The organism is Actinoallomurus vinaceus (assembly GCF_039542055.1).
GTDB classification, from domain to species: Bacteria; Actinomycetota; Actinomycetes; order Streptosporangiales; family Streptosporangiaceae; genus Actinoallomurus; species Actinoallomurus vinaceus.
In genome coordinates this window covers 52,051-65,600 of the sequence record NZ_BAABHK010000001.1, presented here as the reverse complement: position 1 = coordinate 65,600, position 13,550 = coordinate 52,051, and the positions used below count along the sequence as shown (strand labels likewise).

Here is a 13,550-nt window from a genome sequence, read left to right as displayed (position 1 = left end):
GTAGAGCCGCCCTGTTGAACGAGAAACCCGCCCTCCTCACGGGACGGTGGTGGCTCTAGCCGTAAGGGTGGCGAGAATCCCGCCCGTGATGAACGCCACCAGTCGCTCTCGATCGACGATCCCGAGTCCGCTCGCCGCCGTACCGCTGCCTTCCTCTGGCGCCCAAAGCGTTGTGAACGAGCCTGACTGGTGGACGCTGAGCAGCCCGAGCATGCTGGTGTAGACGAACCGAACACCATCCTCGTCGAGATCGGGAAGGGCTCGGCCGAACGCGGCCAGGTAGCGCCCCTCGACCGGTTCGACCTGTTCGGCGAAGATCTGTCGGACCCGCGCGTCCGGCTCGCTCATCACGCGGCCGATGAAGCGCGCGACATCGGATCCGCGATGGCCGTGGCCCTCCACCAGACCGATGCCTGGTTCGACGAAGGCACGCACGAGGGCGGCTATCGACATTGGCCGAGCGGCTGATTCGAGTTCGTCCAGCCGCAGGGCACGCTCATCGTTGACGGCTCGCATCGTCTGGTCGACGACCGCGCGCAGGAGTCCCTCCTTCGACCCGAAGTGGTAGTTGACCGCGGCGATGTTGCTTCCGGCTGCGTCGGTCAATGCCCGCAGCGACGTCGCCTCGATCCCGCGTTCGCCGAACAGCCGAGTCGCCGACTCGAGCAGCCGCTCTCGCGTGGATGCCGACTGCCGCGCCGTGTGCTCCTGGTCAGATCCGGCCACCGCGCCTCCTCGTGTCACCGGAAGAAGGCACATGCTATAACAGTCGATTGAAACGATCGTTTGAAACGACTGTTTGAATCGGCGAGAGGTAGCGAGCATGAGGACGAGCAAGGCGATCGTCGTCGGCGCGGGGATCGGCGGCCTGGCGGCGGCCCAGGCCCTTCAGCGCATCGGATGGCGCGTTGCGGTCTATGAGCAGGCGCCGGCCATCGGGCCCGTCGGGGCCGGCCTCGGCATCGCACCTAACGCCGTCAAAGCCCTGAACCATCTCGGTCTGGGAGCGGCCCTGCGTGATCGCGGCATGCAGCAGGACGGGCTGGAGATCCGTCTACGACCGGGCAGGCGCGTGGCGCGCATTCCCGCCACCGGCATCGAACGACGTTACGGTGCACCGTTCTACGCCCTGCACCGCGCCGAGGCGCACCGCCTGCTCATGACGGGCCTCGACCCCTCCGACCTGCGCACCGACCACCGTGCCACGCGGATCACCAACGCGGCCGACGCGACCACGGTCACCTTCCACACCCCACACGGCCCGGTCTCGGAAACGGCCGACCTGGTCGTGGCCGCCGACGGCGTCGGCAGCGCACTACGCGCGGCACTGCTGCCCGGCTATCCAGGGCCCGACTACGCGGGCTATACCGTCTGGCGCGGCATTGTCCCCGCCGAGCGGGCTACAGCCCTGGGCATACCACCGATCCTGACCGAGACATGGGGACGCGGCGCCCGATTCGGCATCGCCGCGATCAACGACGGCCAGGTCTACTGGTTCGCCTGCGAGAGCGTCCCGGAGCACGCCGCCCCCCAACACGACCTGGGCCGGCTGGCCAGCCGATTCCGGGACTGGCATGACCCGATCCCCCAGCTGCTCGCAGCAACCCCGGAACACACCCTGCTGCGCCACGACGTGTACTACCTGCATGCCAGGCTGCGCACTTTCGTCCACGGCCGCGTGGCCCTGCTCGGTGACGCCGCTCACGCGGTCACACCCGACATCGGTCAAGGAGCCTGCCTCGCGATCGAGGACGCCGTGACCCTTGCCGCCACCATTGAACGATCAGGAGTCGTCGATGGATTGAGCGCCTACGACGCGTTCCGCCGCCCTCGCACCCAGCGGATGGCGCGGACATCGGGCAGGCTCGGACGCCTCCTGCAGACCCGCAACCGCACGGCAGCGGGCCTGCGCGACACGATCGCGTCCGCCATTCCCACACCGTTCCTCATGAGGGCGACGGGGACCGCCTTCGCCTGGAATCCGCCCTTGGGTTAAGAGTGTCGCCAAGTCCGACCTGCAGCCCGGCGTCTCCCCGGCTTTGGTGACGCGAATCGACTGCTGAGTGCCTGTGCGGGGGAGGACACACCCGCTTACGAGGAGGCGTCGGCGCGCAGGAGGGCTGACAGGGTCCGTTCCAGCAGGTCCCCCGCCTCCTCGGCGGTGCGGCGTCCCGCCTGGACCTCGTCGCCCGCCGCGTGCAGTAGGGCGTACACCGTCGTCACGAGCCACTCGGCCGGCAGGTCGGCGCGGAAGGACCCGGCCTCCTGACCGCGCACGATCAGCCGCTCGACACGCCCCATCGGCAGGTCGTGGTGGCGGCGCACCTCCTCGGCGGGCAGCGCACGCCGGGCCGCTTCGTGCAGGCCGCCGAACCGGTCGAGGATCGGCCAGCACGTACGGATGAGCCGGGCGAATGCCTCGGCGGGTGACCCTTCCTCGGGTGCCGCCGCCTCGACGGCTCCCATGCTGTGACCGATCGCCGCGGCGAGCACCGTCCGGATCAGCTCCTCCCGGGACGGGAAGTGGGCGTACAGCGTCACCCGCCCGACGCCGGCCGCGCGGGCGATGTCGGTCATGCTCGCGTCCGGGTCGCGGGCGAGCAGGTCGGTGGCGGCGGCCACGATCGCCGCGATGTTGCGCTCGGCGTCGGCCCGGCGGCGAGGACCGCCCGCCCGGCCCTCGGCGGCTTCGCGCCGCGTGCTCGGCCCCATGCGAGGAGATTAGCGGAAGTCGTACAGGGGTGTTGTGTTTGCATACCCGTCAGGGGTACGTTAACTCGAACATAGATGTTCGAGTTAATTCTTCACGGCCGCCGGCGTCGCCGTCCTCAGCCTGCTCGTCGCCCTGTTCGCCGCGCGCCGCGGTACGTCCGACCGTTAGAAGGGCCCTCGATGGCACATCCGACGCACTCCCCGCACCCGGCCCACGCCAGTCCCCCGGCGCCGGTCGCTCCCCGCCGCTGGGCGGCGCTCGCGCTGATCAGCGTCGCCCAGTTCATGCTGATCCTCGACGTCACCGTGGTGAACGTCGCACTCCCCGACATCGGCCGCGACCTCGCGCTCGGCCGTACGGCGCTGACGTGGACCGTCACCGCGTACACGCTGTTCTTCGGCGGCCTGATGCTCCTGGGCGGACGGCTCGCCGACGCCTTCGGCGGCCGCCGGATGATGCTGACCGGGCTGGTGGTCTTCACGGTGGCCTCGCTGGTCACGGGTCTCGCGCAGAACGAGGCGTCCCTGCTCGGCGGCCGCGTCGCCCAAGGGATCGGCGCGGCGCTGCTGTCACCCGCCGCGCTGTCGACCATCACCACCACCTTCCACGGCGCCGAGCGCACCAAGGCGCTGAGCGTCTGGGCCTCGCTCGGCGGCATCGGGTTCGCGGCGGGCGTGCTGGCCGGCGGCGTGCTCACCGCCGGGCCCGGCTGGCGCTGGGCGTTCTTCGTCAATGTCCCGGTCGGCGTGGCCGTGCTGGGCGCCCTCCCGGCCACCGTCCCCGCCCAGGGCTCCGGCGGCGGCGCACGACGGCTCGACGTGCTGGGCGCCCTCACGGTCACCGCCGCGACCGCCTCCTTCATCTACGGGATGATCCACGCCGGTGACGCCGGCTGGTCCGCTGCCGGCACGCTGGCGGCGCTGGCCGCCGCGGTCGTGCTCTACGCGGTCTTCGCCCTCGTCGAGCGGACCGTACGGCACCCGCTGATGCACGTCGGCATGCTCGCCCGCCGTCCGGTCGCCGCGGGCGCGTTCCTGATGCTCGTCGCCTCCGGCCTGTTGATCTCGATGTTCTTCCTCGGCTCGCAGTACCTGCAGCACGCGCGGCACATCGGGGCCCTGGAGACGGGCCTGCTCTTCCTGCCCGCGGCCCTCGGGACAGGGCTGGGGGCGCACCTGGGCGGACGGCTGGTCGGCACGGTCGGGACCCGGCCGGTCGCGGTCGGCGGCCTCGGCCTGATCGCCCTCGGGACCGGGCTGCTCACCGGGCTCTCGGGGCACGGCAGCGTCTTCACCGGCCTGCTCCCGGGGATCGTCATCGCGACCGTGGGGGTCGGGCCGGTCTTCGTCGCCGCGACGAGTTCCGCGCTGGCCCACGTGACGCACGAGGAGGCCGGGCTCGCCTCCGGGGTGATCAACACCTTCCACGAGCTGGGTGCCGCCGTCGGCGTCGCCGTCGCCTCCACGATCGCCGCGGCCGGCCTGTCCGCCGTCCCCGTGATCGGCGGCTTCACCGACGCGTACGCGGTGTTCGCCGTCGCGGCCGCGATCGCCGCGGTGCTCGCGCTGTGGCTCGTCCCGCCCGGCAGGCCCCGGTCGACCGGCATGCCGCACGCCCACTGAGCCCGACCACCGCTCCCGAGAGGAGTCCCATGCTCGCGCACGACCGTTCCGGCACGGGCCCGCCGCTCGTGCTCCTGCACGGAGTCGGCCTCGACCGCCGGACCTGGCGTCCGGTCCGCGACCTTCTCGCCGAGGAACGGGAGGTGATCGCCCTGGACCTGCCCGGGCACGGGGAGTCGCCGTCGCTGCCGGCCGGCGCGCGCTACGACGTCGCGGGGTACGTCGACGCGGTACGGGAGGCGATCGGGGCGCTCGGCCTCGACCGCCCCCATGTCGCGGGCAACTCCCTCGGCGGCGCGATCGCCCTGGAGCTGGCACGTACCGGAGAGGTCGCGTCGGCGGTGGCGCTGTCGCCGATCGGTTTCTGGAACACCCGGGAAATCCGTTCCACGATGGCGTCCCTGCGGCTGAGCCGGGGGCTCGCCCGCCTGTCCGGGCCGGTCGGGCCCGCGCTCGCGAGCGTCGCGGCCTTCCGGATGCTGCTCTTCCGCCCGTACTACGGTCGCCCGGCCCGGCTGTCCCCGGCCGACGCCCGCGCCGCCGCCGAGGCGTTCGCGGCGTCGGCCGCCCTTCCCGCCACGCTGCCCTACACGCGCCACTACCGGTTCGCCCCCGATCCGCGGCCACGCGTGCCCGTCACCATCGGCTGGGGCGAGGACGACCGGTTGCTGCCGCCGCGGCAGGCGCTCCGCGCGCGGGAGATCCTCCCCGCGGCCCGGCACGTCATCCTGCCTGGCTGCGGCCACGTTCCCATGCCCGACGACCCGGAACGCGTGGCCTCCCTCCTGCTGTCGAGCCCGGACTGCTGATCCGCCGACAGGCGGCGGGCATATCCGGCCGGAGGCGTGGTACGTCCCAATCACTGTCGGCCCCCGGCCGGTATGGCAATAAACCCCATAGGGGTATATGGTACGGAATCTGGATGGGCCGTAACCTCCGGCGAAAAGAGGGAGAGCATGGGAGCGATCCGTCACGCGCTGGCGATCGCCGGGTCGATGACCTGGGAGATCCTCTGGGCGCTGATCCTGGGATTCCTGCTGTCGGCGATCGTCCAGGCGGTGGTGCGACGGTCCACGGTCGTCCGGCTGCTCGGCGACGGGCGGCCCCGTACGCTCACGATCGCCGCCGGCCTGGGCGTCGCGTCGTCGTCGTGCTCGTACGCGGCAGTGGCGCTGGCGCGCTCGCTGTTCCGCAAGGGCGCGAGCTTCATCGCCGCGATGGCCTTCGAGATCGCCTCGACCAACCTCGTGATCGAGCTCGGCATCATCCTGGCGCTGCTCATGGGCTGGCGGTTCACCGCCGCCGAGTTCGTCGGCGGCCCGATCATGATCGTGGTCCTGGCGGTGCTGTTCCGGCTGTTCCTGCGCGAGCGGCTGCTACGCGCGGCCCGGGAGCAGGCCGAACGCGGCGTGGCCGGCTCGATGGAGGGCCACGCCGCGATGGACATGTCCGTTCAGCGGGAGGGCTCGTTCTGGCAGCGGCTCCTGTCGGGCGAGGGCTTCACCTCGGTGGCGCACGTGTTCGTCATGGAGTGGGCGGCGATCCTGCGAGACCTCGTCATCGGGCTGCTGATCGCGGGGGCGATCGCCGCATGGGTGCCCGACTCGTTCTGGCAGCACTTCTTCCTCGTCGATCACCCGCTCGCGGCGAAGATCTGGGGACCGCTGGTCGGTCCGCTCGTGGCGGTGGTCAGCTTCGTCTGCTCGATCGGCAACGTCCCGCTGGCCGCGGTGCTGTGGAACGGCGGCATCAGCTTCGGCGGCGTCGTCGCCTTCATCTTCGCCGACCTGATCATCCTGCCGATCATCATGATCTACCGGAAGTACTACGGCACCCGGATGGCCCTGTTCATCACCGGGACCTTCTACGTGGCCATGGTGGTCGCCGGCTATCTCATCGAGTTGGTCTTCGGCGTGACCGGCCTCGTTCCCGGCAAGCGCCACGCGGTGGTGATGGAGGCGGGCGTCTCGTGGAACTACACGACGTGGCTGAACATCGCCTTCCTTCTCCTCACCGCCGTCCTGCTGGTCCGCTTCGTCCGGACCGGCGGCATCCCGATGCTGAAGATGATGGGCGGCTCACCCGACGCCGAGCACGCCGGCCACGACCACGCGGCCCACGACCATCACTAGCCGAATACCCCGAAAGCCGAAGAACCGCGCTTTGAGGGCCGAAGCGCCGCCACCCCGGTCGAATTCCCTCCGTTTTTAAGACGGAACACGGTGTAAGCGGGCTTATCTTGGCCTAGCGCGACATCTTCATAGGCCATTGCGTTCGCCGTCATAACCATCAACGGCCGCGTCGATGGACACAGTGAACATGTGTCGTCGATGGGGAAGGTACAGGCCCGGCCGTCCGGAACGGTCGGCCCGCCGAGCGCCCGGGTGAGACGTCCGCTGCCGGCCTGGGGCTGGTGCGTCGTCGTCGCCGCCGCCTTCCTGATCGGCGCGGGAGCGCACACGGCGGGGGTGCCGGGGCCGTACATGCTCGCCGGGCTGCTGCTGGGCATGCTCCTCGCGTTGTCCGGGCTCGTCACCGCCACCCTGCCGCGCCGCGCATACCGCATATCCCAGGCCATGGCCGGGGTGCTGATGGGCGGCTACATCCAACCGGCGGCGCTGCGTGCGGCCGCGCCGGCGATGCTCCCGCTCACCATCGTGACCGCCGTGACCGTCCTGCTCAGCGTGGGGGTGGCCCGGCGGATCGAGCGGACCGGTCTGCTCGACCGGCGGACGGCGACGCTGGCCACCGTGCCGGGCGGCGCGGCCGCCATGCTGGTCGCGGCGGACGAGCTCGGGGCCGACACCCGGCTCGTCGCCATCGCCCAGTACTCCCGGGTCGCCATGATCGCGGTGACCGCGCCGGTGGTCGTCCCCCTGGCCGGGCCCCTGCTGCACGGCGGCGCCGGGTCGGCCGAGCCGCACTCGCCCGTCAGCCCGCAGATGCTGCACCTGGTGGCCGGGGCTCATCAGCCGGCCGGGCTCCTGGTGCTGTGCGCCGTGGCGGTCCTGGGGGGCCAGGTGGGGCGGCGCCTGTCGCTGCCGGCACCGATGGTGCTCGGCCCGATGCTGGTGACCGTCGTGGCGACCTTCTCCGGAGCGGCCCACGGATTCCGGCCGGCCGGGCTGCTGCAGACGCTCGTGTTCACCTGCATCGGCCTGGAGATCGGGTTGCGGTTCCGCCCGGACTCTCTCCGGCACGCGCGCCGGCTCCTCCCCTGGATGCTGGGCGGAACGATCGTCATCAGCGTCGTCTCGGCACTGCTCGCATGGCTGCTGGCCCGCCTGACGAACCTGTCGTACGCCGACGCGTACCTCGCGACGACCCCCGGCGGGATCAACGCGGTCCTCGCCACCTCGGTCGCGACCAACGCCGACGTCGGGCTCGTGTCGAGCGTGCAGAGCGTGCGGCTGTTCGCCGTCGTCACCCTGGCACCCGTGCTGGTCCGCCTGTCGTTCACCCGGTGGCGCCGGGCGCCCGCCGCCGTGGACCGGTCCGAGTCCTCCCGTTCCATGGTGGGGCGAAGCTGAGCGCTGCCTGATGGTTTCGTCCGGGTTCCCCGGATACGCGCGGACGGGCTTTGTCGGCAAGAGTCATGGAATGAGCGGCATCGTCGTCGCAAAAGGTTAACGAAACATTGATTGGCAAACGGCACCTCATCAGCTCTAAACTACCGAATGCCCGGCTGCCCCCGGCTTCACAGGAAGCACAGCCGTCCGCCGAATCCCCTTGGGAACCCGGGAAATCACAGTCGTCGAGGCGCGTCCGGAACCGATGAGGTTCCGGCGGGGTGGCTCCGGCCCGAGCCTCGATCGCCGACCCGGAAGGCGGCAAGGAGAGGAGTAGGACTCTGTGGCGCCCTCCCACCCCCTGACGCATGCTCGCGCCACCGGCCGCTCGCGGTTGCGGCGATCGCTCCGCGTCTGCGCGGCCGCGTCGCTCGCGGTGGCCGTCTCGCTGACGACGGTCGGCACCGCCCACGCCGCGCCTGCCAAACCGTCGGCTGCCGCCGCGCAGAAGGAGCTGGACAAGCTCAACGCGAAGGTCGACAAGATCGTTGACCAGTGCAACAAGGCGCAGACCGAGCTCGACGCCGCCAAGAAGCGACTCAAGTCGATGAACGCCGAGACGAAGGCCGAGCAGACCCGCTTCAACCAGTTGCACGCGCGGGTCGCACAGCTCGCCGCCGACCAGTACAAGACCGGCACGTCCGACCCGGCCACCGCGGTCCTGGCCTCCAAGAACCCGGATGCCGCACTCGACCAGATGTCGACCTTCACGCACCTGGCCAGCAACCGGGGTCAGGAGCTCACCGCGTTCCTCGCCTCGACGCAGCGGCTCCGGCGCGACCAGGCCGAGGCGCAGACCACTGCCCAGGAGGTCCAGCAGAAGGTCGCGAAGCTCAAGGCGCAGAAGACGGCGGTCAACCAGGCCATCGCCAAGCAGAAGGCCCTCCTGAAGAAGCTCGGCCAGTCCACGAGCGCTCCGAAGGGCAAGATAGGCGGGTCGTACACCGGTCCGGCGTCCGGCTCGGCGCGCGCGGCCCTGAACTACGCCTACGCACAGCTCGGCAAGCCCTACATCTCCGGTGGCACCGGCCCCCAGGGGTATGACTGCTCCGGTCTCACGATGATGTCCTGGCGCGCCGCCGGGGTCAGCATCCCCCGGGTCGTTCCCGACCAGTACAACGCGGTCCACCACGTCGCGCAGGGCGACGTGCAGCCCGGCGACCTCATCTTCCTCGACGGTCTGGGGCACGTCGGGATGATGGTCGACAGCGGCCGCTTCATCCACGCCCCCCGGACCGGGGAGAACGTGATGATCAGCTCCGTCGCCGGCTACTGGCAGGCACATCTCGTCGGCTTCGGCCGTCCCTGACGACGCAAACCGCGCGGTGAGCCCCCGGGGGGAAGGGCTCACCGCGCGGTTCTGGCGGGGGATGGTGGTCAGTGCCGACCTGAGACGGCCCGGCGGTACTGCTGCCAGACCTCCTTGTCGGTGACGACCTTGTTCAGGTACATCAGGCTGTCGAACCGGCAGTTGCAGGGGTTGTCCTCCTGCGTGTTCTGCGGGTAACCGCCGCCGATCTTGATCCCGCGCGGGTCGGTCGCGGAGGTGTAGTCCGGCTCCGGCGGCCCCTCGACGCCCCAGGGGTCTCCTGGCAGCACGTAGAAGCCGTCGATGGGCTTGCCGTTCTTGTACAGCTTCATGGTGCCGTTGTCGTAGTCGAACGACGCGGCGAGGAAGACCCACTTGCCGATCGGCAGGATGCTGTGCCAGTCCTCGTTCGCGGCGAACGTCTGGGAGCTGCTGCCGTCGACGCGACGGCCGAGGGCGACGAGGCGCTTGGTCCCCGACACGTCGATGATCTCGAGCAGACCCCGTACGTTGTGGCCCTGGGAGTCTCCGCTGAGCACACCGGTCAGCGCGACGGCGCCGAAGGAGTCCGACGGGTCCGCGGTGTTGGTGTTCGGGCTCGGGTTCGTGCCGGTCGTCTTGAACCAGCCCATGATCGACATTGCCGTGGTGTGGTTGAACGCGCGTAGCGTCGGCACCCCGGTCGTGGAGTAGAGCCCGGCCTTCCAGTCGTCATTGCCGAACGTCGTCGGGTTGATCTGCTGGGTCTGGATCGCATGCCCGGCACCGGGATAGGCGCTGTCCCGGACCCGCATCGCGCCGCCGCCGTTGATCAGGTTGATCGTCGTGCCGGACGACCCCTGGTCGCGCTCCTGCGCGGGGTTGCCCCGTACGGGATGCTCGAAGTCGTAGTAGGCGACCAGGTTCTGGCGCAGGCTCGGCAGCACCTTGCCGTCGCCGTGGTGTCCTCGGACCTGGGCCGTCGTACCGGTATCCGCCTGGGCCGCGCTCGCGGCCGCGGCGAGCGGCGCGCACAGCGCGACGGCCGCGAGGGCCGCGCCGAGGCGCCGGGATCGTACGGGCCGACGGCGGCCGGCGGCCGCCGCCTCGCTGAGATCTGTCATCGTTCCCTCCACGTGTGTCTGGGGATCCCGGCGGCCACCGCCAAGGGGCAGGTGACCGCCGGGATGCAGAGGGGGCCCGGGCCGCGGCCGCCGCCGGACCGGTCGGACGGCGGCCCGGGCCCGGGATCAGTCGCCTACCGCCGTGCCGGTGACCTGGAAGTTCCGGACCCGGCCGATGTTGTCGAACGACCCGAATCCGACCCGGCCGGACGCGAAGGTCTTGTCGACCGCCGTCATCCGCGGGTTCTTCGAGTGGTCGAGGTACACCGCGATCTCACCGGTGTCCACGTGGCGGATGATCGTCACGTGGTGCCAGTTCATGTCGGTGATCGACGGATCGGCACCGCGCGACCGAAGCGGGTCCCACTGGTCCTCGATCCGCAGCCGGTCGGCGTTGTTCACAACGAAGATCCCGTTGTGCGGGTAGATGTCGTTGCTCTGCGACAGATGGGCGTAGTAGAACTGCGTGTCCGACTGATAGCCGAACACGATGATCACATCGCGGTTGCTGATATCGGTCGGAGTGTCGATCCGCACGTCCGCGTCGATCCGCTCCGTGCCGAACTTCGGGCCCTTGGTGAGGACCGCGTACTCGAACGGACGACGCGGGCCGGGGCGCTGCTCGCCGGCCTCGGCCAGGATCACCTGGTTGCCCTCGAACTTCCACTTCGACGGGGTGATCGGCGCCCAGTTCTTTGCGCCCGCCGTGCCGCCCACGTGGGTGTGGCCGACCGGACCCGAGGCGAAGTGCTTCGTGCCGACGACCTTCCAGATCTTGCCGTTCGCCTTGGAGATCATGTAGAGCTCGCCGTGGCTGTCGCGACCGAAGCGGAGGTCGACCCGCTTGTCGCCGGCGAACTGCTGCATCGTCAGGCGGTTGCCGTTCGTGTCGAACGTCTGCAGCTGGTGGATCGGCGCGCGCGGCCCGCCGCGGCGCATCTGGCTCTGCTCGGTGTAGTAGACGCTGCCGTCGACCAGGTCGCCGAAGATGTACTTGCCGTACAGCTCGGGCAGCTTGTGGCCGCGGTAGACGTAGCCGCCGGAGATCGCCTTGCCGATGTCACTGCTGCAGTTCCAGCCGGCCGGCGGGTCGTGGTCGTAGGCGGCCACCGGGTAGTCGTAGCCGTACTTCGCGTCGTCCGCGGGCAGCGTGTACAGGTCGCAGCGGTCGTTCTTCACGAAGCTGAACGGGCCCTCGCGGTTCGGCCAGCCCGCGTTGTCACCGGCGCGGATGTCCCAGACGCCCTCGATGGTGTGCTCGCCGATGTGCCCGAGGAACAGCTGATGGCTGCCGCCGGTGTCCCAGCCGAAGCGATGCGGGTCGCGGAAGCCGTACGCGTAGATCTCACCGAGGTCACCGGGCTTGCCGACGAACGGGTTGTCGGCCGGGATGCCGTACTTGCCGTTGGCGCTGTTGTTGCCGTGCGGGTCGATGCGCAGGAGCTTGCCCTGCGGGACCCCGAGGTTCTGCGGGTCGTTGTTGCCCGCGGCCTGGCCCTGCCCGCCGTCACCGGCGGCGACGTACAGCTTGCCGTAGTCCTTCGACCCCGGCCGGGCGTTCGGGTTGAACCCGATCTCCTGGATGCCGTGGATCTGCCCGGCGAAGCCGAGCCGCAGCACCTCACGGTGGGTCCCGTGGAAGGTGTCCGCCGACGGGTCGTCGGCCGTCCACTCGTCGATGACACCGTGGTAGATAGTGTTCGGCTGCGGCGTCAGGTCCGGGACCTTGGTGGTGCTGGAGGCCAGCTCGCTGTGGACCGTGTAGAACTTGCCGTTCTTCTTGAAATCCGGGTCGAAGGCGACGATCCCGAAGCCCTGGCCGAGGCCGCGCCCGGAGAAGAAGTACGGGTCGAAGGCCGCCTTGACGTCGAGGTAGACGTGCGGCTGGCCGTTCTTGACGATGTACATGTTGCCGTTGAGGTCCGGCACGTACATACGGCCGGAACCGTCCGGAACCTCGCCGATGTAGTTGATCCGCGCCCAGCGCACCAGGCGGGGGTCGACGGGCGCGGGGGTCGGCTCGGACTTCGGGAACTGGGCGTACTCCTGGAGGACCAGTCCCAGGTCGGAGGTTATCGGGCGTTCGGGGATCGGGTCTTTGACGGGTTGTAGGTCATCGGCTTGCGCAGCTGTTTGCGGCATGATGAGGGCCGCGAGAACAGCGACGACGGTCAGAAGGCACCATCTGAACTTCGTCATCCTGCCACCCATGGGGTCGTGGGGTGAAAGCGCTTTCTGGAAGCGCTTTCCCGAACGTAGATGAGGTTTTATCGAGCGTCAAGGGTCAGAGATCCGATGTTTCCTCCGGGGGGTCTGGGGCGGTTTCGGCGGAGGATGCGCTGACGCGCGAGGTCGAGAAATGTCAGGTGACGTGCTCGGTGAAGCGGTCGAGGCACAGGGACAGGGAGTCGGCTCCGGGCATCGCCCACAGCTCCTCGTTGAAGATCTCCACTTCGATCGGCCCCGTGTAGCCGGCCTCGTCCACGGCCGTACGGAACCGGCGCAGTTCGACGCAGCCGTCCCCGAGCATGCCGCGCCCGGTCAGGACGCCCTCGGGCAGCGGGGTGATCCAGTCGGCGACCTGGAACAGCGCGATCCGGTCCTCCGCCCCGGCCCGCGCGATGGCGGCGTACGCGCCCGGGTCCCACCACAGGTGGTAGGTGTCGATCATGACGCCGACCTGGTCGGAAGGGAGCGGCGCGGCGAGGTCGAGGGCCTGGTCGAGGGTCGACACGACGCACCGGTCGGAGCAGTACATGGGGTGCAGCGGCTCGAGCGCCAGCCGCACGCCGTACCGCCCGGCGTACGGGGCGAGCTCGGCGAGCGCCTCGGCCACCCGCACCCGCGCGCCGTCGAGGTCCCGGGAGCCCTCGGGGAGCCCGCCGCTCACCAGCGCGAGGGAGGGCGCGCCCAGCTCGGCGGCCTCCTCGATGGCCTGCCGGTTGTCGGCGATCGCGCCCGGGAGCTGGAAGAACCCGCCACGGCACAGCGACGTGACGGTCAGCCCGGCGTCGCGGACCAGCTTGGCCGTACGGGCCAGGCCGTACTCGGCGACCGGTTCGCGCCAGAGCCCGACGCCGGTGACCCCGGCGGCGACGCAGCCCGCGACGAGGTCCGGAAGCGGCCAGTACCGCGTCGTCCACTGGTTCAGGCTGAACCGTTCGACAGTCATGCGGCCTCGCTCCTTGCCCGACCAGCCTGTTCTTCCCGACCAACCGGCCCCGACCGACCTCC

11 protein-coding genes are annotated in these 13,550 nt (G+C 70.2%); 6 read left to right on the top strand and 5 right to left on the bottom strand.

The window, feature by feature from the left end; translation table 11 throughout:
- Nucleotides 1-36: 36 nt before the first annotated feature.
- Nucleotides 37-837, bottom strand: coding sequence for a TetR/AcrR family transcriptional regulator (locus ABEA24_RS00320; protein WP_345428076.1), 801 nt, complete (start codon nt 835-837; stop codon nt 37-39).
- Here ABEA24_RS00320 and ABEA24_RS00315 point away from each other — a divergent pair.
- Entirely contained in the window at nt 824-1,996 is a 1,173-nt protein-coding gene (locus tag ABEA24_RS00315) for an FAD-dependent monooxygenase (RefSeq protein ID WP_345428073.1), read from the top strand. The two genes, ABEA24_RS00320 and ABEA24_RS00315, sit on opposite strands and share 14 nt — an antisense overlap.
- Before the next feature lie 95 nt (nt 1,997-2,091).
- Here ABEA24_RS00315 and ABEA24_RS00310 read toward each other — a convergent pair whose 3' ends face one another.
- The gene (locus ABEA24_RS00310; RefSeq protein WP_345428071.1) at nt 2,092-2,712 is read right to left on the bottom strand and encodes a TetR/AcrR family transcriptional regulator; all 621 of its coding nucleotides are present in this window, start codon (nt 2,710-2,712) and stop codon (nt 2,092-2,094) included.
- A 180-nt stretch (nt 2,713-2,892) separates the two neighbouring features.
- On the opposite strand from ABEA24_RS00310, the gene ABEA24_RS00305 reads away from it, so the two are divergent.
- From ABEA24_RS00305 to ABEA24_RS00285, 5 genes are all read left to right on the top strand, one after another.
- Entirely contained in the window at nt 2,893-4,335 is a 1,443-nt protein-coding gene (locus ABEA24_RS00305) for an MFS transporter (protein WP_345428069.1), read from the top strand.
- 29 nt (nt 4,336-4,364) lie between these two features.
- Complete coding sequence (locus ABEA24_RS00300; RefSeq protein ID WP_345428066.1) at nt 4,365-5,144, top strand: alpha/beta fold hydrolase; 780 nt, start codon at nt 4,365-4,367, stop codon at nt 5,142-5,144.
- Nucleotides 5,145-5,291: 147 nt separating this feature from the next.
- On the top strand, nt 5,292-6,467 hold the full coding sequence (locus ABEA24_RS00295) for a permease (RefSeq protein WP_345428064.1): 1,176 nt from the start codon (nt 5,292-5,294) through the stop codon (nt 6,465-6,467).
- A gap of 198 nt (nt 6,468-6,665) precedes the next feature.
- Entirely contained in the window at nt 6,666-7,865 is a 1,200-nt protein-coding gene (locus ABEA24_RS00290; protein WP_345428062.1) for an AbrB family transcriptional regulator, read from the top strand.
- Nucleotides 7,866-8,187: 322 nt separating this feature from the next.
- Nucleotides 8,188-9,213: a C40 family peptidase gene (locus ABEA24_RS00285; RefSeq protein WP_345428060.1), complete on the top strand. Its 1,026-nt coding sequence runs from the start codon at nt 8,188-8,190 to the stop codon at nt 9,211-9,213.
- A 68-nt stretch (nt 9,214-9,281) separates the two neighbouring features.
- On the opposite strand, the gene ABEA24_RS00280 is transcribed toward ABEA24_RS00285, so the two are convergent.
- The 3 genes from ABEA24_RS00280 to ABEA24_RS00270 form a co-directional block, all read right to left on the bottom strand.
- Complete coding sequence (locus tag ABEA24_RS00280) at nt 9,282-10,316, bottom strand: hypothetical protein (RefSeq protein ID WP_345428058.1); 1,035 nt, start codon at nt 10,314-10,316, stop codon at nt 9,282-9,284.
- Nucleotides 10,317-10,442: 126 nt separating this feature from the next.
- Nucleotides 10,443-12,515 (bottom strand): PQQ-dependent sugar dehydrogenase, encoded by a 2,073-nt coding sequence (locus tag ABEA24_RS00275; RefSeq protein ID WP_345428055.1) that lies wholly within the window; start codon nt 12,513-12,515, stop codon nt 10,443-10,445.
- A gap of 163 nt (nt 12,516-12,678) precedes the next feature.
- Nucleotides 12,679-13,488, bottom strand: coding sequence for a sugar phosphate isomerase/epimerase family protein (locus ABEA24_RS00270; RefSeq protein WP_345428053.1), 810 nt, complete (start codon nt 13,486-13,488; stop codon nt 12,679-12,681).
- Between the last annotated feature and the right edge of the window lie 62 nt (nt 13,489-13,550).